Raw genomic sequence first — 26,021 nt, 5'->3', positions numbered from 1 at the left:
ATGCAACAAGATTATATTTCACGTGATATCGAACAGAAATGGCAGCAAAAATGGAAGGAAAGCGGTGTATTTGAAGCTGAACCAGATGAACGCGAAAAGTTCTTCATAACCATCCCATACCCTTACCTGAACGGGAACCTGCATGCAGGACATACAAGAACATTCACCATCGGAGATGTTGTTGCAAGGCACAAGAGGATGCATGGATATAATGTCCTGTACCCAATGGGATTCCATGTAACAGGAACACCTATAGTCGGGCTTGCTGAACTTATACAGAACCAGGACCCTCAGACCATGAAGGTCTATTCCCAGTTCCACGGCATACCAATGGAAACATTAACGGGACTTGACACCCCTGAGAAGATCGTGGAATACTTCAGCGTGGAAGCTGAGAGATCCATGCGTTCCATAGGTTATTCTGTTGACTGGAGACGCAAGTTCACGACCACCGATCCAACTTACAAGAAGTTCATTGAATGGCAGTTCAACCTCTTATACGAAAAGGACCTGATCGTAAAGGGTTCCCACCCTGTAAAATGGTGTCCAAATGACAACAACCCTGTGGAAGATCATGACATTCTCCACGGTGAAGAAGCAACAATTGTCGATTATACCCTTATCAAGTTCAAGTACGACGATATTGTACTGCCCTGTGCCACCCTCAGGCCTGAAACAACCTTCGGTGTAACGAATCTCTGGATCAATCCTGATCTGGAACATGTCAAGATCAAGGTCACATTCGAAGGCAGGGAAGAGTTCTGGGTCGTCAGCAAGGAAGCATACCACAAGCTCACATTTACTGACAGGGAAGTCGAGTTCATTGAAGATGTGGATGCAAAGTCACTTATCGGCATCAAAGTGAAGAACCCGCTGACAGGAGCAGAGATCATCACCCTTCCGGCATCCTTTGTTAAGGGTGAGAACGGAAGCGGTATCGTCATGAGTGTACCATCACATGCACCTTACGATTATCTCGCTGTACGTGACCTTTACGACAAGGACCTCAGCGAATATGGCATTACAGAAGACCTTCGTGACATTAAGTTCATTTCACTTATCAAGGTCCCCGAGTTCGGGGAACTTCCAGCTATAGAAGCTGTGGAACAGTTCAATGTCAAGGACCAAAAAGACCCTAAAGCAGAGGAAGCAACAAAGGTAGTCTATCGCCGTGAGTTCCACGGTGGTATCCTCAAAGAGAACACCGGAAAGTATGCGGGAATGGCAGTCTCCAAGATCAAGGATGTACTTACAAGAGACCTGATCGAGCAGGGACTTGGGGAAGTGTTCTATGAGTTCAGCGAGCCTGTTGTCTGTCGCTGTGGAACTCCCTGTGTTGTCAACATGGTCAAAGGACAGTGGTTCCTGAACTATTCCAGTCCGGAGTGGAAGGATAAGGTATACCGTTGCATCGAGAACATGGACATCATCCCTGAGGAACTAAGGGTCGAGTTCAATAATAAGGTCGACTGGCTCAAGGACAAAGCATGCGCCAGGAAGAAAGGCCTTGGTACACTTTTGCCATTTGACAAGGACTGGCTTATCGAATCCCTCGGAGATTCCACCATCTACATGTCCTACTACATTGTTGCCAAGTTCATAGCAGAAGGCATTGGAACGGAACAGTTGGTTCCTGCACTCTTCGACTATGTTCTTCTTGGAAAAGGAACTGTTGAGGATGCTGAGGCACAGAGTGGTGTCAGTTCAGATATCCTTGAGCAGATCCGCAATGATTTCGAATACTGGTATCCTGTTGACCTGAGATCATCAGGTAAAGACCTGATACCAAACCACCTTCTGTTCTTCCTGTTCCACCATGTTGCGATCTTCGACGAGGATAAATGGCCCCGTGCAATCGCGATCAACGGCTTTGTATCACTGGAAGGGAAGAAGATGAGCAAGTCCAAGGGACCTTTGCTTACCCTTAATGACGCGATAACCAACTATGGTGCAGACATATCCAGGATGTACATCCTGTCCAGTGCTGAACAGATGCAGGATGCTGACTGGAAGAACAGCGGTATAGAATCCGCAAGAAAGCAGATCGACAGGTACTACAAACTTGCAAAGGACATCATTGGGTCCGGTGCAACCTCAGGCATTGGCAGTGACATGAAAGGTATCGACAGGTGGATGCTGAGCAGACTGCAACAGCGCATCCTTGAGACGAACGAAGCCCTGGATACCATAAGGACAAGACATGCATTGCAGAACTCGTTCTTCCTGCTGCTCAATGATCTGAAGTGGTATCAGAAGCGTGGTGGAAGCATACTTCTCTACGATGTGCTTGAGACATGGGTACGCCTTATGGCACCGTTCACACCTCACGTCTGTGAAGAAATATGGGAAGCAATGGGCAAGGACAACATGGTTTCTCTTGCAGCATATCCGGTATATGATGAAACACTTGTCGACAACCGTGCTGAGTTTGCAGAAGAACTCATCGGCAGCACACTATCAGATGTTGACGAGATCATAAGGGTTACAAAGCTCACCCCGCAGAAAGCTATCCTTTACACAGCACCTGAATGGAAAACAAACGCCTTCAAGACAGCACTCTCAATGCAGAAGGAAGGCTCACTTAACCCCGGTGCATTGATAAAAGGATTAATGAGCGATCCGGAAATGAGACGCTATGGAAAAGAAGTGTCTAAATTTGCACAGAAACTTGTTGCAGACATCACATCCATGAGTGAGGATACGTTCAACACACTGATAAACTTTGATCTTGATGAGAAGATCGCTCTTGAAGAGAACATCGATTTCTTTGAAAAGGAGATAGGATGCCCGGTAGAAGTATATTCAGCTGACAATGCAGAATATGATCCCGAGAACAAAGCAAGGTTCGCTTTCCCATTAAGGCCAGCGATCTATCTGGAATAAGGTGAAAGGGGCATCCTTTCACCACTATTAATTTTTACAGAACGACTCACAGAGAAGATCCACTTAGATAAGAGTTACCTGTTTGGTCTTAGGTATAAGGCCGCTCAGATCGGACATGTCCTTTGTCAGTGCAATGAGAACAGAACCTTTCAGTGCAATGAACTCGTCTGTGGCTGAATCTTTGTCCGCTTCATATGCAGGATCCGGATCAGGGACCCGTATCCTTGTAATAGACCTTCGAAGATCACGAATGTCCTTCCCGGTTGTTTCTTTGACAATTAACAGAGAACGACGATAATTCCTTATATGCGAATCATTGATCCCCATCATCTTTAGCTCTTCCTTAAAGACAGGTCTCTCAAATATGGAGGATAAGATGCAAACTGCTGCCGGAAAACGAGCATCCGGATCAAGTGCATGAAGATGTTTGGCCATCAGGGAATAAATATCATTATCCAATGTTTCAGACCCTTCTACACACACATATATCTTTGATGGAGGTATTTCCACCTCATTGAGCTTGTGCATATCCCTCAGTGCACGAAGATAACCTGTCAGAATAAGGCGATGCTCATCAAAACCCTCTGCTTTCAGCTCCCTGCTGATCCCACTGATGGACAATTGCTTCTTTTCAAGTATTCTGCATATCTTCGCGTAGAGGTCTTCAGACATAATATCTAACCAATATTGATAACAAAGTTGGATAAATGTATCGGTCAATTAAAATGATGTGGAATTACCAACAAAAGCATCCTATAACAACAAAAGATCCGGCCTGTAAACAACCTTGCCACAACACATTTATTTAGTTAGAGTTGCATATGTACCAAAGCTAAGTTAACAATCGAACTGGATTCATATCTATCATATTGTATTATCCCCCCTACGTACCCTAATAAGAGGTATTAATGATGCCCAAAAGGACTCGAATTATAAATGATCCCTCAGAACTAGTTCCCCTTCTCCAAACCTTTCAGTCAGGACAACATAAACAGGTCTTCAATCTTCTTTTGGTTGAATGGATGACAAAAGGAGACCTGGAAGAAAAAATGGGTTGTGATGTTTCTGAAAGTATCACAATATTGAAAGAATGTGGCTTGCTCGAAAGCCAGTGGCATATGCCAGAACCGGGTAAAAAACCTGAAAAGGAGTACCATTCATCCTATTCCAAAGTGCAGACAAATTTCCAGTGTTCTTTTGAAGATCTAAGCGAAATTATAATGCTCACATTCCATCCTTATGAAGAAATAAAAGACATGATCGAGGAACTGGAAGAACTTGTGGAAAAGGGCAATCACTCAATGAGCAGCTTGACACGTGCAATGAACAAAAGTCCAATATATGTTCGTTCTTTAGCAAGAAGGTCACCTAAACTCACTGTTATGGGACAAAGACTCAAGATCAATGAGGAAACTGAATGATAGATATTCTCCAAAGCAAAAGCGGCATCACTAAATTCCAGATCCTGACAGAAGTTGCTGCTCATCAGCCTAACGTTCGTCAAAAAGAAATTGCTGAAAAGATCGGTGTGACACCACAAGCTGTATCTGAATATATCAAAGACCTTACAGCCGAAGGTTTCATTTATTCAGATGGAAGGGTAAGGTATCGGATCACGAAAAAGGGTGTGGAATGGGTACTGGAAAATGCCGCTGATATGAAACGTTATGCTAATTTTGTCATGAGTGACATCATCAGTCATGTTTCTACATGGACAGCTATCGCGGATGAAGATATTGAAAAAGGGGAAAATGTATATCTTCAGATGAGAAGCGGATTGCTTTATGTGAGCAAAAGTATTGAAACCGGTGCAACGGGCATGACCATATCTGCTGCTGAGAAAGGCGATGATGTGGGCGTCACCAACCTTTTAGGCATGATCGATCTTGAAAATGCCAGTATTACGGTCTGCAAGGTTCCACGTAGTGAACGTGGAGGATCACGCAATGTTGACCTGGAGAGGTTACAAAAACTTGCCAGTTCAAAATCCTATATAGCAGCGATAGGCGTCGAATCCCTTGTTGCGTTGAAGAAGATCGACATTGTCCCTGATGTCATGTACGGAGCTAAAGAATCCGTTGTTGAAGCAGCTTTCCACGGATTATCATCTCTTGTGCTTGCTATTGATGAAGAAGTACCCCAGATCATGAGCAGATTGGAAATGGAAAATCTGGATTACGAATTGGTTGACCTTAACCTGCAGTGAACTGGCAACAGCAGGTTATGAATAGATAAGGGATCGATATGAAGATAATTGCTCTTTCTGATACCCACCTTACGAGAGGGAAGATCCCCCCCACATTCAAAGCCCTTCTTGATGACTGTGATATAATAGCCCATGCAGGCGATTTTACAACTATGGAATGTTACCAGGCCTTTGCCGATACTGGCAAGCTCAAAGCAGTCCATGGGAATTCTGATGATAGCGAACTAAAAGAGCTATTGCCTGAAAAATTGGTATTTAATGCTGATGGTGTCAAAATAGGTCTTGTACATGAAGGAGCCCTATCAATTATGGATACCACCCCATTACGCTATCTTGCACTCGAGATGGGAGTGGATGTTTTGATATTTGGCCATATCCACAGGCCACTGGTGGAAACAAGCGATGTGATACTTATCTGCCCGGGATCACCTACGAATCCCCGTATGTCTGACCCTTCCATAGTAGAGATAAACGTTGATAATGGTAAGATCTCTGCAGAGATAGTGGAGATAGAGGGACATTCATGCGGATTTATTGATTTCTCCCGTAAGCTTGAAGGTATGAAGTAAAAAGAAGATGGGAAATTCCTGTTTATTCATCCGCCCCATTAATAGTTTCGATCTTGAACATTTACCTGTATCATGAAGATTTAAGTGGACCTTGTCCCCAAACCTCAATATCTCATCAAGATCAACGTTGTTGCTCCGATCATAGACATAATCATATGCCCCCTGAATTGGTTTGAAACCCATTGACATCGATCTTCTATTGACATCTGAAGGACTGGTACCATTACTGCTGAACCATATCAATAGGTATGTCTTCATTATTACCCAATCAATAACAAAGATAGACTTCCTTATCATTTTTGTGGTTAAAAAAAGATAGCTACTGCACGTAATGTGCAGTAATACATATCAAAATACAGATCAAATATCTTCTTTCAATGATCTCAGGGCTTCCTTTACCATTGAAGAATATTGTGTATTATCAGCACCATAGTGCTCTTTTGCCTTGATAACATTTGGATCCATACTATCAAGGTCTTTGATACGTTCAAGTGTTCTTTTTGCAGTGTCTGCAACCCATAGATCACGTGTAGCACCATCTACCAGGGAAATGGATTCAGGTCTGACAGATGTCAGGACCGTGCCTTCTGCTGTCGTATATGTACTTGGTTTTCCCACAATGGCTACAAAGGCAGGTGTTTCACATTCCGCAAGGAACTGTGCTGCCTCGGGTTGATACTGTCCGGCATATATCATGAAGGATCCTGTGGGATCTGACACTCGCCCTCTCCAATATTCGGAATCGGTGCCGATATCTTCTTTTTCAATAAGTGTTCCCACAATAAAGAGACGATTTACTTTTGCACCTGTGGGTGTTAACAGATACTGTGGAGAATATTGATCATCGCCATCCTTGAATGTCAAATTGGATTCCCTGAACTCCTGTGCAAAAATTCGGCGTGAAACTTCTCTTACATATCCAGCCATTTACAACACCTCCGCCTCTGAAATAAGTTCATCGATCGTTTCCGGGCTCAACTCCGCCTGCTGCTCGATAGAATCAACCAGAATATAGCGATCCATCCTGGAACCTGTGACAATGAAATATTTTCCGAGAAGCTTGAGTTTCATCTGATCAAGAACAACACCCTGATCAAGAGCATCTGCTGCCATGGAGATCGCATCGTCGAGGGTCATATCAGATATCTGTTCCGCAAGCTCCCTCTTTAGAAGTGCTTCCTGGGCAATGTTCCCGTCATCAAGAACCGCTTTGATACGAAGATCATAAACGCCATCTACTTTGCCATGTTCCATACATGCCCCTTTGGTCAATGCCCTGTTGCATGTAGGACAGCGTTTTATCAGACCTGATCCGGACTGAACATCCACCATTACACCACTAAAAGTAACAGAAGATGTGCCGATATCCACTTCCTCATCAAGCTCCTCTATTGTACTGTTCTTGTTAAGGGTAACTTCAAATCGGTCATTCCATTCCTGAGCAACCACGTTGTTGAAAAGATAGCTTTTCTCTTCCTCGATATCCGGAAGACCAGCACTTGTCCACTTTATGAATTTGATGGTACCGGTTCCATCTCCTATCAGACCGACCTGAGATATGGATTCATGAGTATTGTCCCAGAGCTGTGACACCCTTACCTTCAGGGAGATCCACTTACCATCTTCGGTAATATCAGCAACACTTACCATAGGTGCAGGCTGGCCATCTCCCGGAGAAGACAGTGCAGTGGATGCCACATCGATATCCTCAGATATCTCTTCGATAACAGTGTTCTTGTTAAGCGTTATCTCGAACCTTCCGTTCCACTCATTGATGACAACATTGTTGAACTGGTAGTTTTTACCTTCCTGGACATCAGGGACATCGTCGCGTGCCCACTTAATGAATTTGGTCGTTCCGGTATCATCGCCTATAAGGCCTACCTGAGATACGGATTCATGGGTGCTGTCCCAGAGCTGCACGACCTTCCCCCTGATGTTCACCCATTTACCACCCTCGTTGACCTCATTGATCTTTACAAGAGGTGTTGATGCCTGACCTGTGAAAAAATCATTCCTGTCAATATTGTATTCTTTTAAGAAATATGCTATAACACTCCTGCGGGCTTCGTCCACAGGAACCTTGAACTTTGTGACAAGTTTGTCAAGTCTCTCAGTAATGTTCTCAATGGGTATTTCTACACCAAGTTCCAAAAATCTGTTCTTGATATTCTCTGCTGTCTTATCCATATTAATTCCTCAAGCCTCTTGTTTGTATCTGATTAGAGAGGCAAGTCAAGTTATACCTCATAACTATATAAAAGTAAAGTTAGCAAGGTGAAAGTATTCACCTTACTTATCTGCCCAACAGGTCTGCAACGATCTTTGCAGCATCCCCTTCGCCTATGACCGTGACCATATCATCGAACTCCAGTACAAGGTTTCCGTTTGCGATGAATGACTCATCACCTCTTCTTACCATCAACAAAAGGCTATCCTCAGGAAGTGATAGCTCTTTGATGGCCTTACCGGCAATCTTTGGGTTCGTGACCTTGACCTCAAGGATGTCACCGCCTTCCCCTACCTCACACATCGAGAACATATGTGGTCTTCCAACCATATTGTCAAGGAAAAGAGCGGTACTCATGGCCGGACTCATGGCACGGATCTCAAGATCCCAGAACGCATGAAGGTTCTCCATGTTGTTGACCCTTGCAATGATCTGACCTTCCTTGAAACCGAACTTGGTCTTGGCTATCTGGCAGACCAGAAGGTTAGTATTGTCCTGATCAGTACTTGCAATGAAATACTTTGCATTTTCGATACCTGCTTTCTTAAGCACATTAACATCTTCGGCATCCCCATGAACCACGCGTATTCCGGATCTCATCAAACGCTGGCAGTTCTCTTCAGAGGATTCAATAACAACAACATTTTCACCCCTCTTTTCAAACCTTTCAGAGAGGATCCTTCCGACCTCCCCTCCACCTACTACAAGAATTTCCATAGGTATCACTCCTAAAAATCTAGCCACATGTTTTGACAGGAAACCTGTCATGAACACAGTAATAATTACAGTTAAGAATACCAGACCAACAAGTTCCTGACCACCTGTTATATTCAGGCCATTGAGCTTAATTGCGAAATAGGTTGCGATCGATGCAGGAACAACACCTCGTGGCCCTACAAATGAAATGAACAGTTTTTCCTTTGTCCTGAAAGTTGTCCTTGCAGTACTGGCAAACACGGAAAGCGGCCTGACAAAGAATATCAGCAGCAATACAACAATGATCCCGACAGCTCCAATCCTAAAGATGTCCTCGAACTTCAGCATTGCAGCCAGGAGAATGAATATCAATGATAGCATCATGGCCACAAGGTCTGATTTGAATTCCTTCAGCACGGGTTTGTGAGGAATGTTAGAAGTACCTACAATAATACCGAACAGCGCTACTGCAAGAATTCCTGATTCAGCACCTAATGATTCAGCTATGACAAAAGTTGCGATCACGGATGTAAATGTCACAATACGGACCACTTGCTCAGAAAGGACGGAACTTGACAAAAAGCGAGTTAGCAAAAAGCCACTTGCCACACCCATAGTAAGCCCTATCATAGCCCTGTAGAGCAAAAAGCCCACAACTTCAAAGCCTGAAAGCTGGGAAATAATTACCTCGAACACAAGTGCAGCCAGGATAACACTCACGGCATCATTAAGCACTCCTTCAAGTTCAAGCGCTTTGCTGACCCTGTGGTTTACACGCACCTGCCTCACAACAGGAGTTATCACAGTTGGTCCCGTTGCAGTGACCAATGCTCCGAATACAGCAGATATCTCCAGTGGAAGGCCAACTATATAGTAGGTGAAAAATGTTGCACAGATGAATGTGATCATCACACCCACCGTAACAAGACTAAGCACACCCTGATGGATAGACCTTATAGACTTCACATCGATGTGGAGTCCACCATCAAATACGATCACTGCCACAGATAATGAAACGATCGCTGTCAGACCTTCACCAAGAAGTGCCGGGTCCAGTATACCAAGAACTTCAGGCCCTATGATAATACCTTCAACCAGCAGGAAGATAAGAACAGGCATCTTGAACAATTTGCTCAGGCTTTGGGCCAGCAGACTCATTACCAGAACAGCAAGTACGATCTGCAACAAATATATAGATTCCACGATCAATCTCCAGAATGTACGTTATTATACGCATACCAAAATAACATTGTGGAGATAACGCAATTAAAATATAAATTGTTTTTCAAAACCTGACCCTAATTGAGGTCACATTATAAAATTGACAGACCTATAGAATGGTCTTAATATACTTAGTAAAAAAAGAAATACAGACCGGGTAAACCCCGGGTCTGTTTATTGAATTTATGCGATGGTTTCCCTGAACTTGTCACAGCAGTTGATGTTGATACCGAGAAGTTTCTCGATGTTCATCTTAGCTGCAATACCTTTTGCGCATCCAGGAACTGATGTGATTACACCAATGTCGAGCTCTTCTCTGATCTCCCTCATGACGTACTCGTCGGAAAGGTCTGCGTTTGAGACACCGAGCTTCTTTGATACGAAGTCCTTTGCGTCACCAATTCTCATGCTCTTGGAGAACTGCATCCTTGCAACAAGGTCACCAGCTGCTCTCATTCCGGTCATACCTGATGCCATGATGTGTGCAATTGGCATACCGAGTGGGTCACCGACACCGATCTATATACCATCGACGCCTGCGATCTCGACCATTGCCTTGCTTGCCCTGGTTACTGCATCTATTGGTGGGGTCTCAAGCATTGGGATACCGCCGACACCCATTCCCATATCTACGTGACATGGTATTGGAGATGCCTCAACAGCTGACTTCATGAAGGTAACTGAGCGACCAAGGTTCCATGCGGAGGTCTTGCTGGTGTTGGTGTTACATACAGGACCGAAGATGTTTGCCCCTGCCTTTGCAGCAAGTCCTACCTGCTGGTGTGGCCAGAGACCTGCCAGTACTGTGCCGTCATACTCAAGTTCACCGTGCATACCGAGAACGAGTTCTCCTGCCATACCTGCATTGATGTACATGTTCGGGAATTCTTTCCTCAGTGCTTCGATAGAATTAAGTGATGCATACATGTCACCGTCACCGGCTGCACCGATAGTATCGAAGTTGACACCGTCACAACCGACGTGCTGGAGTCTCTGCATGATCCAGACCATGTCACGAATACCGTGGTCACCAGCGCTCTTGATGGATTCCTGAGCTTCAGAGATCTTGAATGCTTTCATCAGGTCACCTGGGTTCTCGAATGGACCATCAGGTGTGTAGTACAGACCCATGTTTGGCATTGCACCGTAGAGCATAGGAATGACCATGTTCTGCTGGCAAACTTCCATTGTCTGCTGTTCCTGGGAGATGACTGGTTTGACAGGCTTGTAACTGTAGTCGATGTGACCGAGTTCCATTGTGTCTGCACCGAATGCGCGCTCGTGGATCATGGAACCGACGAGTCTGCTTGCAGGAATACCTACACCACTGTTACCCTGGTCACCGTCGATCCTGATCGCACCGATGTCGTGTGTTACCGGAACTTCCATTCCTGGCTCCACACCAACGATCCTGCCAGGAGATGTGATGATATCGAGCATCTTCTCCATTTCATCTTCTGAAAGGGATGGGATGTCACCAAGGTCTGCTGCGTCAGCACAACCTGCTTCGATGTCGGCCATGATGTCTTCCTTGCTCATGAAGATCTTTGCGCCGTCACCCATTCTTAAGAAATATTCTGTTGCCATGTTTACACCTTAATTATAGGAACTTATAAGAGGAGTTCTTTTGCTTTTACTACAGCTTCACTTGCATTTTCTGCATAGCAGTCTGCACCGATCTTCTTTGCCCATGCGTCTGTTGCTGGAGCACCGCCGACCATGACCTTGACATCATCTCTCATACCGTTCTCCTTGAGAAGCTCAATGACTTCTTTCTGGCCCTGGAGTGTGGTTGTCATAAGTGCGGAGAGACCGACCATATCAGCATTGGTTTCCTTGATCTTGTCGATGAAGTTCTGGAGTGGAACGTCCCTGCCAATATCGTGGACTTCAAAGCCTGCTGCCTGAAGCATGGTTGATACGATTGCCTTACCGATGTCGTGAACGTCACCCTCGACGGTACCGTTTACAATAACACCGAGCTTAGCGGATCCTTCACCAGATGCAAGCTCATCCTGAAGCAGTTCAACACCAGCGGACATTGCATCAGCTGCCATCATAACGTGTGGAAGGAAGAGTTTTCCTCTCTCGAAGAGTACACCAACTTGGTTCATACCTGCTGCGAGACCGTTGTCGATAAGTTCTACTGCTGGAGCCTGGCCCTTTGCCTTGTTTACTGCAGCTACTACATCATCTTTCTTGCAACTTACTACCGCATCGGATAGTTCTTTGAATAATTCTTCTGTTGTCGTTTTAAAACCTCCTTTGAAAACAATTCTATGATAATCCCACAGGGATTTTATAGAAAATGTAAATGTAGTTGGCGGATATGCACCGGGAATATTGCCCGGTGCTTACCCAAAAGCCCAACTACATATATATATTTTGTGTTTTGCGTCCTTAGAATTGGGACACAAATGTCCTTGCCTGCCACAACGCGACCAAAGCAATAACGATGATCGCGATCATCCAGGTGTATTCTGCTGCTGGTACAGGGGCCATGGTCATATCAAAGCCTTCGCCATAGTAACCTACCATATAGTCGTTCATTACTCCCATATTCAAACCTCCTTATACGTACTCCAGGCATGCATCGGATGCACGAACCTTTCCGAAATCAGTGATGACATACTTGTGCAAAAGGAAACCTTTCTTGTATACACCATCCTCATCGACCTTTGACTCTACAGATTTGAGCATACCACCTGAAGCAAGCTCGAGGATATCGAAGTTGAGCGAATCCCTGCCGAAGTTGCTGTTCATGTTGTATTCTTTCTGCATCTGTGTGACGATCTCGTTGTTCCAGTGCTCCTTCTCATCAGAGAATAGCTCAAGCAACCTGAATTTTATTGGGCGTTGTCCAGCCATATTACTCACCTCTCAGAGATTCCAGTTCACCTGTTTCTTCAGAGATCATTACAAAACTACCGAGGACACAAAGTGCACCACCGACAAGTACTGTCCATGCTGGCACCTGTGCAAGGAACAGGTACATGAAGATCACAGCACAAAGACCGTAAAGGTTTCCGATACCCTGACCTCTTCCAACACCAACAAGTGGGAATGATTTATACCAGCAAACATAGCAGTAACCAAATGTGATACCTGCAAATCCAAGTACCATTATTGACAGTGGGTTGAATGCTGCGATTGCATACTCGAAGATTGGATATCCAGCCAGTGCGACTGCAGGTACGAGGATTATCCACCAGATAAGGTTCTCACCAAGGAACCTGAGTGTAATACCTACATCAGGTTCTGCGATGTCAAGACCTTTTCCGGCAATTGCGCCTTCAATACCCCATCCTAATGCTGCCATCAGACCGCCAATGTATCCGATCCATGCGATGTCACCGGCCTGTATCTCAGCGATTGCACCACCGACGAAGATAGTAAGACCACCAGCAATGATTACAAAGATACCAAGAGCTGCGCGCTTGCTTATCTTCTCACCATACCAGTAGTAAGCAAGGATTGAACCGATCACAGGGTATAACAAAGCAGCTACTGCTGCGAATCCTGCTCCAACAAATCCTATAGCGATAAATGAACCAAGGATAGCGATAGGTCCACCAAAGATAGATGCAAGGAAGAACCATTTACTGCATGGGTGGAACTCTTTCAATGTCCTCTTCATCTCACCGAACTTACCAAGTACACCATTCCATACCAAAAGTGCAATAATAACGGTCAGAGCATTGAATGCGGATATCAACACAGCAACCACAAGCGTTGCAGCTGTTGCATTTTCGTATAATTCTGCACCAGTTGGATCTGCGATCGTGATCCACATTGCATCAAATGGAGGTACTGCCCAGATAATAGTACCTGGAATATACCATATACCCCATAAGATTGCACAGAAAAGGGCCCACATATAACCCTTGTTCATTTTCCTTTTATTTTCTAATTTCTTCAACTCTCTTATGTCCAAAATAACTCCTCCTCCAACTCTTTTATAATGATGATAATTGACACAAGTTATAATATATACAGATAGATCAGCTTAAAGAATTACAGTGAAGAGTTCTTACGAACACTCCACTGCTCTTCCAAAGCAAATTTACTCAGCAGCTGCGTTACATTTTACGACTGCGTCTGTTGCGTTCTCAGCATAGATGTCTGAGCCGATCTTGTCTGCCCAGTCCTGTGTGACAGGTGCGCCACCGACCATGGTCAGGACAGTGTCACGGATGCCAGCTTCCTTGAGCTGTTCTTCGATCTGCATCTGAAGGACCATTGTGGTGGTCATGAGTGCAGAAGAACCGATCACAAGTGGCTTGTGTTCCTTGACTGCATCGACGTATGTAGCGATTGCAACATCTCTGCCGAGGTCAACGACCTGGAATCCAGCGATCTTGAGCATTGTTGCAACAATGTCCTTACCGATGGAGTGGATGTCACCCTCAATGGTACCGATGACGATCTTTCCTTTGGATTTTACAGCTCCGCCCTGTGCCTCGAGGACAGGGGTAAGTACTGCGACACCAGCGCTCATTGCTTCGGATGCTGCAATGACGTGTGGAAGGAAAAGAGTGCCCTGCTCGAACTGGTCGCCCACTTCGTTCATACCTGCGGTAAGACCGTCCTGAATAAGGGATACTACATCGACCTTTGCTTCGATTGCTTCTTCACATATTTCTTCTACTGCTTCGTCATCGAAATCCATGACTGCAGCTTTTGCTCTTGCGTTAATTTCATCCTGTGATACCATTTTTAAAACTCCTTTAATTTTGTAAATTATTATTGTACAATTTACATGTTGGCTCTGAAGTCAACATCTGCCTTGTCCACTACAGCCTGCATGTCTGCTAAGAGGTCAGCGTCGATTGCCTTTACCTCGTGGTTCTTCATGATGTCAACAACCTTCTCGTGTGCGACGGTTGCAATATCCTTGGAACCTGCTGCTTCCCAGTCTCCGAACATGTCCCTGTCAAAGAGATCTGGAGCAGATACGAGATTGAGGTTGTTCCTGGTTTCCTTGTGTGCAAGGAAGTTGTTACCGATTCCGACCTTCTGGATGGATGGTACAGCGAGTGTCTCGTCTGATACTGGGACACCGCGCATTGCGGACCTTGTCATCTTGATGATGTCGTTATCGATCACGAACTGCTCAAGGGAGAATGTCATACCGAGCTCGAGCATACCTCCACCGTAGATGGTGTTACATCCGGCGAATGCTGGGAGCAGGGTGGTCATTGTCTTCTCGTGGCCTGACTGTGTGTCTGGGACCTTGGCATCTGCCTAGGTACCTGCAACATAGGTTGGGAGGCCATAGAACTGACCCATCTTACCGACTGCAGCGCTGATAAGACCGAGTTCTGGTGCACCGACTGGAGCTGTTCCTTTCCTCAGGTCGAAGGTTGTGGTTGAGCTACCGTAGAATACTGATGCGCCTGGCTGAACGAGCTGTGCAAGTACGATACCTGCGAGGATCTCTGCGTTGTGTGTAACGAGTGTACCTGCTCTGAATACTGGGGAGGATCCACCGGACATTGCCATACTCAGGACGTTCACTGGCATACCGAAGTTTGCACCTTTCATTATGACCTGACATGCGTTCACACTGAGCTCGAGTGGGCTGGTTGGGCAGAGAAGCATGGACATGATTGGCCTCTTGCGAGCTTCCTCAGTGTCGCCACCATAGTATGCGTCGACAATTCCCTTGTAGTACTCGACGTTCTCACCGACAGGGTCGATGTGGTGGAAGTGTTTGGTAGTGCCTGCGAGAGGTGTGAGGGTCTCGTGGACATCCTGTGCTCCCTTTCCTGCCCAGTCCCTTGCGGAAACGGTAAGTGAGAAGTAGCTGAATCCATCGAGGTAGTCACAGACCTTTGCGGTATCTGTAATGTCCTGCTCAACAGAGTCGACTGTCTCGTACTTGCCTGGTGAGACGTAGTTGCACATCTTGACACCGGTACCGAAAGGTATGTAGTGGACCTTACCTTTGTGTACCATGTCGACGGTCTTCTTCTTGTCACGACCATAAAGCAGGAACCTTGATGGTGCGTCAATGAGTGCCCTGTTCACAAGGAACTCCGGGATCTTTACGATCTGGGTCTTCTCGTCGACTTCACAACCAGCTTCCTTGAAGATTGCCCTTGCTTCTGGGTCAGATACCTGGATACCAGGGTTAAGGAATACTTCCATTGAAGCGTAGTGGATAGCTCTCATATCATCATCGGAGAACAACTCTAACTGTACACCCTGAAGTGGGAATCTAGCTGGGTAAAAACCTTCTACCATTTTCTTTACAACTCCTTTATTTGTTTTTTTTAGTAAGGTCAGGTCATCCGAATCGAATGATACTGACCATAATACTGACAGATCGCATCCAAAAGCAGACCATGAAGGTCATATCGCCACACAGACGAAACGATGAATGCAGTCATGCCAACATTAAATGTTTCGAAATGAAACCCTGCAAAATGTTTCATGCATGCAGCATAATGCCAATCCCGCAGGAATACATGCAGATCCATAATACAGCATTTCATATGGCGTATTGCAACATCCCGTGGAAACCCATCATTGCATCCCAGGCAAATATCTACAAGAGATCCATGCCAAAAGGATGTTTATCTGAGTCGTTCCACCATCCGTTGTCAGACACACCTTCGATTTAACTGATAGTACCTTGTTTTCAACACGCGTATATATATTTACTGGTCTGGTTATCAAAAAATATATCATATACAATGTCCGGATGAGGATAATTTTCGGGAATATGAAGCCTGCTTTTTTTTTATAATACTGACAAATCAAGCATATTTGCCCGCCAATTATATAGCACACAAATAGCCGGATTGAATTAAAAAACACAAACATGAAAGCCCGATAATAAATAAATGAAGAATATGGAAAAAATAACACAAGAAAAGTTGCCCCTATAACTGGAATATACACATGTGCCAATTTACAGTACAATAATATTAAAGATGATCGTTGGCGTATAACACCATCTTTCAAAAGACATGTATTAGGTAAAAAAGAAAACCATTTATGCAAAAGGCTTAAATAGCAAAAAGAAACGCCGCCCTGACCCCGGGCGACAGAAAATAGTGCATCACAATAGAAAGACACAGATCATTCCTTAATAGAAATGTTCTTGTAATGGATCGCAGACACCGGACAGATCGAGACACATCGCCTGCAACTGGTGCCAAGACACCTTTCACTATTATAGTTTGCAAAAAGCTTACCATCACGTTCAATCATGGTGATAGCATCCTCAGGGCATTCTTCCTCACACTTGTGGCAAAGAATACACCCCGGAGCTTCCTCTTCAATGATAATTCCAAGATCACTGACGATCTTCAACCCTTCTTTTCCAACCTCATCAATGTCCTTTGCAACCCTCTTTTCGATCCGCGGGTTCATGAACATCTCTGGAAGCTCAGGCAGATTGTACATTCCAAGCATCTGGTTATACATATCAAGAGGCATACCCTGGGTCCAGTAGGAAAGCTCACAAACATAGATATTAGAGAATTCATCACTTGTGGCCATCATCAGGTGATCTGCTTTGATCTTATGTGCGATCTCGATAACCTCGTCCAACTTGGACTCATCCATTACAAGATCCCTTGCAAGAGCAACTGAAGTATTACCAAATTGCACAATATTGTGTGCGAAATTAGGACATGAACCCAGCTTTCTTGCCTTGTCTGCATTTACATACGCACCGGTAGCACCGGACATATACATATTCTCAAGGTCCTTGTACTCAGTACCAGCTGCTAGCATAAGGGTCAGATGTGCAGCCCTGATAGCACCAATTGCCTTTCCTGCCTCTTCAATATCCTTCTCAGTAATTTCAATTCTATCCCCAAGTATAAGTTTACCATTTGGTATCTCAGGGATCTTTGTAATAATACCAGTTTCAATAGCCAGAGAAAGTGCAGCAATAGCACCTGTACCGGTCACACCTTTTGCAACAATTTCTGAAGATTCCTTGATCACGCCGGTAAGCGGATCTATCAAATGCCCTTTGCGCTCGTTCATAAGCCCATCGAGGATCGTGACCCTCCAGTAGTCACCTTCAACATTAACATCAGAGATAGCACCGGGACTTGCCAGCATACCACAGCTCATGCCCTGGCCTTCTATTGCCGGTCCGGCAGCAGCACTTCCGGTTATGATCTTGTCACCTACTTTAATGGCCATTTCTGCATTTGTACCATAATCAGTTACCATCGAAGGGACTTCCATGTCCATGAAATCGGTCTTGATCATCATAGCCAGCGCATCTGCGCCGATCTCATGTTTGATAGCAGGAGGCACTATCAAAGTACAATTGGGAAGATCCACGATGCCCTCGAACAATTCGCTTGCAGGAAATACCCTTGCATCACGAGAAACATTCTCAACACCAAGTTTCTTTTGTTTGTTCTCACCGGCATAGGCAAGGTCCCTGATCTCTATATTCTGGAATAAAGACAACTGAATAGGATTACCACATACAGCAAGCCTCTTGATAAGACTGGTGTCCACATCCAGTTCATCAAATATCCTGCTGACAGTATCCAGTATGATCTCGTGTGCAAGATCAGCACCCACCTGGATAGCAAAGTCCAGATGATCCATTACATTTCCACCAGGAAGCGGATGCCTCATGGTAATAGCAGTCTTTAAGACCTCCTTAGCTTCCAGATCGATCAATTGAGCACGAAAACCACTTGTTCCCAGATCCAATGCAATACCATACATTTTGATTACCTCTGACTTGTAATAGTTTATTTCAGTAATAGATAGACATATGCATTAAAAAAAACAAGTTAATGATATATAAGGGCTTTGTATAAACCATGCAAAACCCCTTAACGTGCGTTAACATTCGACAACAAGAGAGAAAGAATAATACATAAAAGAAAATAAAAAAGTAAAAAAAGCAAAATTCTAAAAGAATTTAAGAGGGAATTAATTACTCACATTCGCACTCAATGTCGAACCCAAGAAGAAAGCTCCCGGTACCATGTTCGCTTTCAAGACCCATTCTTTCCTTCAGATACTCATCCGTTGGCGGAGAAGGTGATGCCAGGGTCGCATTGCAAACATGAGGTAACTCTTCGATCTCGTTACAGGGCTTGGGCGGTAATACCACAACAAGAGGTTCGGACTTACTATTCAGAGATGTCAGTACCGATTTATCATATATTACAATATTCCCGATCACAAGGGAATCACTGCTTTGTTCCAGTGACTTTATTTTATCCGCATCATCAATGTCCTCACCAACAACCTTTTCATCATGCATAAGGACCACGTTAGGACCACACGGCCACTTATAATCCATTGTTGTCTGGAAAGGTATAATGACATCACGCTGAAGAACGGTCTTTACACCTTTATTGTCACCCCTGCCAAGTCCCATCAAGGTCATTTGGTCTGCTTTTTCCTCAAGTTGAGCTATGGTCTTACGGTCCTCCTCATTAAGTACCAGTGTTTTACCAACACCGACCATACATTCTAATCCGTCTCGTACCGTTTTGATAATCTCATCTTTTTCCATGACAATCCCTATACCTGCTTGTAGGTTCAAATTAACATGATCACAGAGGCAATTTGAAGAGATACAATAGCGAAATTACCTATTCCACTTTGCTTATATAAGTATATCGAATACACTTTAAAAAATCAAAGTGATTAGAAGTAACAAAAATTAAGTGAAGAAAAATAATTGAAAACACAAAGCATAAAAAGATTTCAAATCGATCGAGATGTCCCGGTTTTGCATATGCTTCACAAAACCCTTATATACAAAGTTTACCATAATAGATAATAGCCCGTCGAAATGACGATAAATATTGCTTTTAATTGCTTTCATTACCCATATAGAGGATCAACATGACAGACATCACAGTGAATTCAAGAATTTGTGGTTTTACACACAAAATACACGGAACCAAGGACGGAAAGAACGTTAAAATAAAGATAGAAACCCAATGTCCAAAGGTCAGGAACATTTCCGAGCTTGAAGTACCAATGATGCAGCTCTTTGGGATCAAAGAGAATATTGTCACCGCTAAAGCACAGGAAGGAAACTGTTGCGCAACATGCCTGGTACCATGCGGAATCCTCCATGTTTGCAACCTTGAACTGGGACTTATCTCCGAAAAACTTGCAAAAGATGTCGGCAATCTTAGCATCGAGTTTAAGTGAACTGGAACATATCGATATAATACGCTCCGACCGACATGGCCAGAATAAAAATGATGTTATGAGATCGGCTTAATGATGCCGATCTTTGGTTCATAACATTGTCCTTTTGCAAGCAAAGACCGGACTGCTGAATCCACTGCTTTTTCATTTATATTGCGGGAATTTGCAACTGAAAGGAGATCCATATATTCCACACCTTTTCCTTTATCAAGCTCTTCCAGCAATTCCATTACGACAACATCCAGGTATTTATCGCCATCTGCAGAAGATGCAAGATCAATGGAAACGATACACTTTTTAACTACGGACCTCAGCTCATTCAGATAATCAGCATCAGTACCATAATTATCAATGGCCAGGCAGATGCCCTCTGATAAGTTCGATGGAATAACCATATTTTCCATGCAATTACACGAATTAGGGTCATTTTCGCATAAGGACAGCATTTTTGAAAAAGCATCAACCCTGTCAAGAGTCAGTTCTGCAGTATCAGTTACCCAGCAGTTGCGCATACCTTCATCGGCCAGATGGATCTCTTCGGGCCTCAGGGATATGATCGGACTTCCGGGATCCGGCTTATATACACGCACCTTCCCCACTACGGAAACGAATGCAGGAGTTTCAACAGACGAGAGGAATATAGCTGCTTGTGGTTGATACTGGCCGGCATATATTGTAAAAGCACCTGAAGGATCAACCACACGGGCTTTCCATGTATCCGTGTCAGTGCCTACATTATCAACCTCCGTGATAACACCAACAATGAAAACACGATTGACCATTGTTCCCACTGGAGTAAGAAGGTAATTTGGAGTATGGCCCTCTGAATTTATCGCCTCGTCGATAGTAGAATGTATTGTAGAACTTGAATCGTTCAACTCTTTTGCAAATATCCTGTGTGCAATTTCACGCTCCACCATAAAGATCACTCCACCCCTTCAAGTCGCTCCAGAAGAGCTGATACCCGCTTATCAAGATCTTCAGACGGAACCCACACTGATTTTGCTACGAATGTAACACCATACTCGATCTTCGAAGTATTCCCACGCACACCGAGATAATGCCCTGTAAGGATACTTTTCATATCGTCATAAACAACATTTGCAGACATTGCCTTACCCATAAGAGACTCAGACTCCTGAAGTGTCTTACCATAAACGATCTCGGAAAGTTCCCGATTAAGCATAACAAGAAGCGAACCCGTCCCATCATCGAGGATGAGCTTGATACGCATGTCCTGGATCCCTTCCACCACACCATGTGAGCGACAGGTGTTCTTCATGATGACACGATTACATTCCGGACAGCGGGCGATCACACCGGAACCCGGACGTATGGAAACAATGTTCCCTTCTACCGATACATCGAACATACCTTCGTTTTGTAAAACTTCCCCTATAGGCAATGGTTTTGGTGGCAGGTTCACTGATGCAAAAGTGAAAGGCAGGTGTTCATCAGGCTCTACAATATGAACCGAGGTCGATTCATTCAGATGTATGGAAGGTACACCCCTATACATGCTAACCGATGCATCCTCGAAACGCAATATGGTGCCGATATCAACACCATCGAGAAGAGACCACGAAACAAAAGGCAAGCGACTGGTCTCATCAGCCATTACACCTTCTATAATAGTAAGATCTTTTCCTTTTACATTAACATCCCTGTGATATAGTTCAATGACTGCCGCCACTGAACTTATGAACATATCCGAATAGCCAACTTCATCCAGTTTTTTAACAGGAGTTACTGAAAGCTCTGAGATATCAGGAAGATATGTTTCCTCAAGAAGTTCCACTTCCGAGCGATCCCCTATACTAACTTCCGCCCTGTTATGCCAGGCCCTTACAGTGGCATTCCGGATCCTAATAGCATCCCCGGGATTCAGTGAGATCGGTTTCCATGATGTGAAAGAGCATAATCCGGTCTCATCAGCAAGTGCACCGGAAAAGATAGTAGCAGTATCACCGCGTAAATTGACATTCTTTTCATTGATATTAAGAATACGAACCTCAAGAGCTATCCCTTTGTCACCGATGGCAAGATCGTTTACCTTTTTTGATACCAGAGAATCGTTTTGGAATTTCTTAAGAATTGATCTCTTTGCTTCATCTATAGGTACACGGTACTTTAGCAACAGTTCCAGTTCATCTTCTATAGTTGATCTGCTTATATTTTCTAGCGCCTTTGTTAGCTCTTCAATATGAGGCGCGAATTTCTTGTCCATGCTGTCTTCCCTCACGTGTGAGATGTTTACATAATCTAAGCCATACATACATAAATAAGGCATACCTGAATCATTAAAAGGAAAAAAAAGGAAGAAATTCCAAAAAACATATTTTTGTGGCTTTTTAAGATAATAAAAACATATTTATAGATTTTTAACTAAATTAAGGATACAAATACAATTAATTAGACATAATAGAGATAAAAAGAGGTTATAAAAAATGCCCATACTACCATTGGCTTCTGTAGAACGTTTAATTCGCAGTGCAGGCTCAGAAAGGGTCAGCGAATCTGCAGCATCTGCCCTTTTAGAGATACTGGAAGATTACGGTATAAAAATATCAAAGGAAGCTATAATCTATGCAAACCATGCAGGAAGAAAAACTGTAAAAGCTGAAGATATAAAGCTGGCATATGACATGCTCACAAAGCCCCGTGACTAATGCCATATTCCTTTTTTTAATTTAACAGGTCAATAGCACCCATTCCTGCAAGGGTCAGCAACGTTACCACAATACCTGAGATCATAACACCTGCTGCGATCGCCATCATTGCATGCCTGAACTTTATACCAAACACAAAAGCAGCTGCACAGCCAGTCCATGCCCCTGTAACCGGTAATGGGATTGCCACGAACAGCGTAAGTGCGAGTGTGCCATAACGTTCCATATTCTGAGAATGCTTTTGACGGGTCCTTGTAAAAAGCCAGGTGAAGAAAGAATTCCCTATCCTGAACTGTCTGAGGAAAGAAGACACAGGATCCAAAAAAAGTAAAAGAGGGATCACAGGGAGCATATTCCCTACAATTGCAAGCAAATAGGCATCTATCGGATCAATTCCATAGACCCCGATAGCAATAGGGATAGCACCACGAAGCTCTGAGACCGGCAATGCACTGAGAACTACCGTTGCCAACCATGAGGGAACGCTTGCGAGTGCATCCAGCAAATGCTCTTCGAACGGCATTGCCTTATTGCTCCTTTGTCAACGCAAAATGTGCCAGCAAAGCATCAAGCTGTATTCTTTCGTTAGCACCTTCGGTAAGCCTGAAATCAACTTCCCCGATCATGTCCATAAGATCAACCATACGCTGGCCGGATACGTCCATGTCAAAGATAGCGCGATATATCTGCCCGACGACATCTTCTCCTGAAAGACCTTTTTCCAGCATCAAAGTATCAAGTTTCTTGCGTGCCAGTACAAAATTACCGGATAGTGCAGTCTTGAGGAGTTCCATGATCTCTTCCGGGTGAGCTGTTGCAGTTATCCTGTATATAGCATCCCTGTGGATAGTCTTATCAAAAAGAGCTGCTGCCTGAAGTGCATTTATTGCTTTTCTCATGTCACCCTGGGCAACATACTTCAATGCTTCCATACCATCATCAGCAATTGAAAGACCTTCCTTTTCTGCAATATGCCTGCACCTTTCAGCTACAGAATCTTCAGTAAGGTGGCGGAATCGGTAAACAGCACATCTTGACTGGATAGGTTCGATGATCTTTGAAGAGTAATTGCAGGACAGGATAAAGCGACAGTTACTGGTATAGCGCTCCATTGTACGGCGCAGTGCTGACTGCGCATCGGATGTCAAAGCATCTGCTTCATCAAGGAAAATTATCTTGAAATCGGCACCCCCAATTGGAGATGTCTTCGCGAAGTTCTTTATCTTCGTTCTCACAACATCGATACCGCGCTCATCTGACGCATTGAGTTCCGTGAAGTTCTCGCGCCAGCCATCCCCGAACAATTCCCTTGCAATGGACACAGCAGTTGCGGTCTTTCCAACCCCAGGAGGACCTGAGAACAACAAGTGAGGAAGATTACCGCTCTTTACATATGATATCAGCCTTTCTGTGGTTTCCTTTTGACCCACAATGTCTTCAAGCTTAAAAGGCCTGTATTTCTCGATCCATATCTCTTCTTTTATTTCGAACCCTCCAGTCATAACTGATAATCTATGATATCGATGCAGGAAGAATAAGGTTGATTTTACTTTTTAATCTTTCGTGACGTGACAGGAAAAAGAAACTAGAATATAAGGATCATGTTTCCCGGATACATGATCCCTTAACGATGAGAACGGAATTGTCCGAACTCACTTATATACATAGTTGTAAGCGATCTTGCCGATCACCGGAACCTTGACCTTTGAACCTCTCCAGGCAATGAACATGAAAGAAAGCCAGACGAAGAGAGAAAAGAATCCTCCGAAATCAGCAAGCAGCCAGCCGACGTATGGGATCCATGCGACCAGGAAGACGATCGATGTCAGGATCATAAAGACCATTGCTGACTGGATCGCGTGGAAACGGACAAACTTGTTCTCCTTCTCAATAAAGAGGAAAAGAACACCAGTCATCCAGAATCCCAGATAGCACAATATCCCTACAATGTTCTCATTCAGTCCAATGGAAGTCTTGTATGTCATATAATCACTCCACTCCTTACTTTATTTCAATGCATTTCTGCGGGCATTTCTCAACACAGATCCCACAGGCAGTACATTTATCCTGGTCGATCTCTGCAAGGAACTTCGTTACCGTGATAGCTTCTTCCGGACAGTTCTTCTCACATATCTTACAGCCGATACATCCGATTTCACAAACTGCCTTTACAGCCTTACCTTTGTCATGAGAATTACACTGGACATGAACCTTCTCGGAATCCTTTGCAAACATGAGCACCTCGTTGGGACATGCCTCAATACAAAGACCACAGCTTTTACAGAGGTTCTTGTTCACAATAGGAAGACGGTCCTCACCGATCGTAATAGCATCGAACGGGCATGCACGCACACATGTTCCGCGACCCATACATCCGTAATTACAGCCTTTCTCACCGTCAGAGAGCATGATCACAGCAGTACAATCCTCGATACCTACATAATCGAACCTGTCAACACAGTGGATGCCACCATTACACCTGAGGTATGGATACTCTTTCTCTGCCTCTGAAACTTCCTGTCCGAGAATTCCACCGATCTCCTTTACAGTCTCAAACCCTCCTACAGGACAGCCGTCAAGAGGAGCATTCTCATTCACAACACGTTCTGCAAAGTCTGCACATCCTGCAAACCCACAGGCACCACAGTTAGCACCTGGAAGAACCTCTACGACCTCTTCAACAAGAGGATTGGTCTCCACTTTGAACAACTTTGATGCTGCGATCAGCATGATACCGATCACAAGACCAAGCCCACCAAGTGTTGCCATTGCCTGGATAAGTAAAGTGGTAAGGGTCATAATGGGATCACTCCGAAGTAGTTAACAAATGCCATTGAGAGCATTGTTGCGATGAAGAAAGCCTGAGGAAGACCACGAACCGAAGACGGAACACTAACAAGAGTACTACGCTCCCTGATACCGGACATCATTAACATGACTATGGTGTAACCGATACCTGCTGCAACTCCGAACACAACACTCTGTATGAAAGAGTATTCGTTCAGGACATTGAGCAACACAACACCAAGAACTGCACAGTTGGTTGTGATAAGCGGGAGATAGATACCAAGTGAACGGTATAGTGAAGGAATGTTCTTCCTGACAACGAACTCCACAAGCTGTACAAGAGCTGCGATCACTACAATGAAACTGATCAGGCTAAGGAATTCGAGTTTCAACGGTATCAATACGAAAGAATATATGAGGTATGATACGGTTGCTGCCAGTGCCATTACAAAGATAACAGCACCTGACATTCCTGCAGCACTCTTTGTATCCTTGGTAACGCCCACAAATGAACACAGGCCAAGGAACTGGATGATGAGGAAGTTCTTTATGAACACACCATCCATGAATATCTGGAAAAGACTTACGTCAGCAGCCAT

At 44.3% G+C, this 26,021-nt stretch carries 25 protein-coding genes and 2 pseudogenes; 7 read left to right on the top strand and 20 right to left on the bottom strand.

Features of this window, described 5'->3' with window-relative positions:
- On the top strand, positions 1–2,883 hold the full coding sequence (leuS, locus tag BMX02_RS01140; protein WP_091688315.1) for a leucine--tRNA ligase: 2,883 nt from the start codon (positions 1–3) through the stop codon (positions 2,881–2,883).
- Positions 2,884–2,946: 63 nt separating this feature from the next.
- Here the strand turns inward: leuS and BMX02_RS01135 are convergent, their stop codons facing one another.
- The gene (locus BMX02_RS01135; protein WP_091688313.1) at positions 2,947–3,555 is read right to left on the bottom strand and encodes a hypothetical protein; all 609 of its coding nucleotides are present in this window, start codon (positions 3,553–3,555) and stop codon (positions 2,947–2,949) included.
- Between the two features lie 239 nt (positions 3,556–3,794).
- Here BMX02_RS01135 and BMX02_RS01130 point away from each other — a divergent pair, with 239 nt between their 5' ends.
- Genes BMX02_RS01130 through BMX02_RS01120 form a run of 3 tightly spaced genes read left to right on the top strand, consistent with a single transcriptional unit; the run spans position 3,795 to position 5,658 of the window.
- Positions 3,795–4,304, top strand: coding sequence for an ArsR family transcriptional regulator (locus BMX02_RS01130; RefSeq protein WP_048195433.1), 510 nt, complete (start codon positions 3,795–3,797; stop codon positions 4,302–4,304).
- Positions 4,301–5,089 (top strand): DUF7839 domain-containing protein, encoded by a 789-nt coding sequence (locus BMX02_RS01125; protein ID WP_091688311.1) that lies wholly within the window; start codon positions 4,301–4,303, stop codon positions 5,087–5,089. Before BMX02_RS01130 ends, BMX02_RS01125 begins: the two co-directional genes overlap by 4 nt.
- Positions 5,090–5,127: 38 nt before the next feature.
- Positions 5,128–5,658 (top strand): metallophosphoesterase family protein, encoded by a 531-nt coding sequence (locus tag BMX02_RS01120; protein WP_091688309.1) that lies wholly within the window; start codon positions 5,128–5,130, stop codon positions 5,656–5,658.
- Between the two features lie 360 nt (positions 5,659–6,018).
- Here the strand turns inward: BMX02_RS01120 and BMX02_RS01110 are convergent, their stop codons facing one another.
- The 10 genes and pseudogenes from BMX02_RS01110 to mttB all read right to left on the bottom strand — a co-directional run bounded on the left by BMX02_RS01110 (position 6,019) and on the right by mttB (position 16,051).
- Positions 6,019–6,585: an RPA family protein gene (locus BMX02_RS01110; protein ID WP_091688307.1), complete on the bottom strand. Its 567-nt coding sequence runs from the start codon at positions 6,583–6,585 to the stop codon at positions 6,019–6,021.
- Positions 6,586–7,848 carry a replication protein A gene (locus BMX02_RS01105; protein ID WP_091688305.1) on the bottom strand — a complete coding sequence of 421 codons (1,263 nt, stop codon included), beginning with the start codon at positions 7,846–7,848 and terminating at the stop codon, positions 6,586–6,588.
- 106 nt (positions 7,849–7,954) lie between these two features.
- Positions 7,955–9,787, bottom strand: coding sequence for a cation:proton antiporter domain-containing protein (locus tag BMX02_RS01100; RefSeq protein ID WP_091688303.1), 1,833 nt, complete (start codon positions 9,785–9,787; stop codon positions 7,955–7,957).
- Between the two features lie 201 nt (positions 9,788–9,988).
- Positions 9,989–11,392, bottom strand: a pseudogene (mtbB, locus tag BMX02_RS01095) ([dimethylamine--corrinoid protein] Co-methyltransferase).
- Positions 11,393–11,415: 23 nt separating this feature from the next.
- On the bottom strand, positions 11,416–12,081 hold the full coding sequence (gene mtbC, locus BMX02_RS01090; RefSeq protein ID WP_091688301.1) for a dimethylamine corrinoid protein MtbC: 666 nt from the start codon (positions 12,079–12,081) through the stop codon (positions 11,416–11,418).
- Between the two features lie 124 nt (positions 12,082–12,205).
- Positions 12,206–12,364, bottom strand: a complete 159-nt coding sequence (locus BMX02_RS11735; RefSeq protein WP_167879257.1) for a hypothetical protein — start codon at positions 12,362–12,364, stop codon at positions 12,206–12,208.
- 12 nt (positions 12,365–12,376) lie between these two features.
- On the bottom strand, positions 12,377–12,673 hold the full coding sequence (locus tag BMX02_RS01085) for a hypothetical protein (RefSeq protein ID WP_091688299.1): 297 nt from the start codon (positions 12,671–12,673) through the stop codon (positions 12,377–12,379).
- Between the two features lies 1 nt (position 12,674).
- Positions 12,675–13,739: a DMT family transporter gene (locus BMX02_RS01080; RefSeq protein WP_091688297.1), complete on the bottom strand. Its 1,065-nt coding sequence runs from the start codon at positions 13,737–13,739 to the stop codon at positions 12,675–12,677.
- A gap of 129 nt (positions 13,740–13,868) precedes the next feature.
- On the bottom strand, positions 13,869–14,519 hold the full coding sequence (locus tag BMX02_RS01075; protein WP_091688295.1) for a corrinoid protein: 651 nt from the start codon (positions 14,517–14,519) through the stop codon (positions 13,869–13,871).
- Positions 14,520–14,560: 41 nt separating this feature from the next.
- A pseudogene (gene mttB / locus BMX02_RS01070) lies at positions 14,561–16,051 on the bottom strand ([trimethylamine--corrinoid protein] Co-methyltransferase).
- Between the two features lie 20 nt (positions 16,052–16,071).
- Here mttB and BMX02_RS11550 point away from each other — a divergent pair.
- Complete coding sequence (locus BMX02_RS11550; protein ID WP_218138492.1) at positions 16,072–16,431, top strand: hypothetical protein; 360 nt, start codon at positions 16,072–16,074, stop codon at positions 16,429–16,431.
- Positions 16,432–16,891: 460 nt separating this feature from the next.
- On the opposite strand, the gene BMX02_RS01065 is transcribed toward BMX02_RS11550, so the two are convergent.
- Positions 16,892–18,514 carry a methylamine methyltransferase corrinoid protein reductive activase gene (locus BMX02_RS01065; protein ID WP_091688293.1) on the bottom strand — a complete coding sequence of 541 codons (1,623 nt, stop codon included), beginning with the start codon at positions 18,512–18,514 and terminating at the stop codon, positions 16,892–16,894.
- Between the two features lie 214 nt (positions 18,515–18,728).
- Positions 18,729–19,316 (bottom strand): hypothetical protein, encoded by a 588-nt coding sequence (locus BMX02_RS01060; RefSeq protein ID WP_091688291.1) that lies wholly within the window; start codon positions 19,314–19,316, stop codon positions 18,729–18,731.
- A 335-nt stretch (positions 19,317–19,651) separates the two neighbouring features.
- Here BMX02_RS01060 and BMX02_RS01055 point away from each other — a divergent pair, with 335 nt between their 5' ends.
- Positions 19,652–19,966: a DUF6951 family protein gene (locus tag BMX02_RS01055; RefSeq protein WP_091688289.1), complete on the top strand. Its 315-nt coding sequence runs from the start codon at positions 19,652–19,654 to the stop codon at positions 19,964–19,966.
- Between the two features lie 56 nt (positions 19,967–20,022).
- Here BMX02_RS01055 and BMX02_RS01050 read toward each other — a convergent pair whose 3' ends face one another.
- Both BMX02_RS01050 and BMX02_RS01045 read right to left on the bottom strand, forming a co-directional pair.
- Positions 20,023–20,886: an RPA family protein gene (locus tag BMX02_RS01050; protein ID WP_091688287.1), complete on the bottom strand. Its 864-nt coding sequence runs from the start codon at positions 20,884–20,886 to the stop codon at positions 20,023–20,025.
- Positions 20,887–20,891: 5 nt separating this feature from the next.
- Positions 20,892–22,193 (bottom strand): Single-stranded DNA binding protein, encoded by a 1,302-nt coding sequence (locus tag BMX02_RS01045; protein WP_091689051.1) that lies wholly within the window; start codon positions 22,191–22,193, stop codon positions 20,892–20,894.
- A gap of 220 nt (positions 22,194–22,413) precedes the next feature.
- On the opposite strand from BMX02_RS01045, the gene BMX02_RS01040 reads away from it, so the two are divergent.
- Complete coding sequence (locus tag BMX02_RS01040) at positions 22,414–22,635, top strand: histone family protein (protein WP_091688285.1); 222 nt, start codon at positions 22,414–22,416, stop codon at positions 22,633–22,635.
- 16 nt (positions 22,636–22,651) lie between these two features.
- Here the strand turns inward: BMX02_RS01040 and BMX02_RS01035 are convergent, their stop codons facing one another.
- From BMX02_RS01035 to rnfA, 5 genes are all read right to left on the bottom strand, one after another.
- A complete protein-coding gene (locus BMX02_RS01035) occupies positions 22,652–23,158 on the bottom strand; it encodes a COG2426 family protein (protein ID WP_091688283.1) in 507 nt (168 codons plus the stop codon).
- Positions 23,159–23,162: 4 nt separating this feature from the next.
- Complete coding sequence (locus tag BMX02_RS01030) at positions 23,163–24,137, bottom strand: replication factor C small subunit (RefSeq protein WP_091688281.1); 975 nt, start codon at positions 24,135–24,137, stop codon at positions 23,163–23,165.
- A 150-nt stretch (positions 24,138–24,287) separates the two neighbouring features.
- Positions 24,288–24,620 carry a DUF4870 domain-containing protein gene (locus BMX02_RS01025; protein WP_091688279.1) on the bottom strand — a complete coding sequence of 111 codons (333 nt, stop codon included), beginning with the start codon at positions 24,618–24,620 and terminating at the stop codon, positions 24,288–24,290.
- A 16-nt stretch (positions 24,621–24,636) separates the two neighbouring features.
- The gene (rnfB, locus tag BMX02_RS01020; protein ID WP_091688277.1) at positions 24,637–25,434 is read right to left on the bottom strand and encodes an Rnf electron transport complex subunit RnfB; all 798 of its coding nucleotides are present in this window, start codon (positions 25,432–25,434) and stop codon (positions 24,637–24,639) included.
- Entirely contained in the window at positions 25,431–26,021 is a 591-nt protein-coding gene (gene rnfA, locus BMX02_RS01015; protein ID WP_091688275.1) for an Rnf electron transport complex subunit RnfA, read from the bottom strand. Before rnfA ends, rnfB begins: the two co-directional genes overlap by 4 nt.

This window comes from Methanococcoides vulcani (genome assembly GCF_900111645.1).
Lineage (GTDB): Archaea > Halobacteriota > Methanosarcinia > Methanosarcinales > Methanosarcinaceae > Methanococcoides > Methanococcoides vulcani.
The sequence above is the reverse complement of the archived record's forward strand: the minus strand, read 5'-3'. Positions and strand labels throughout refer to the sequence as shown.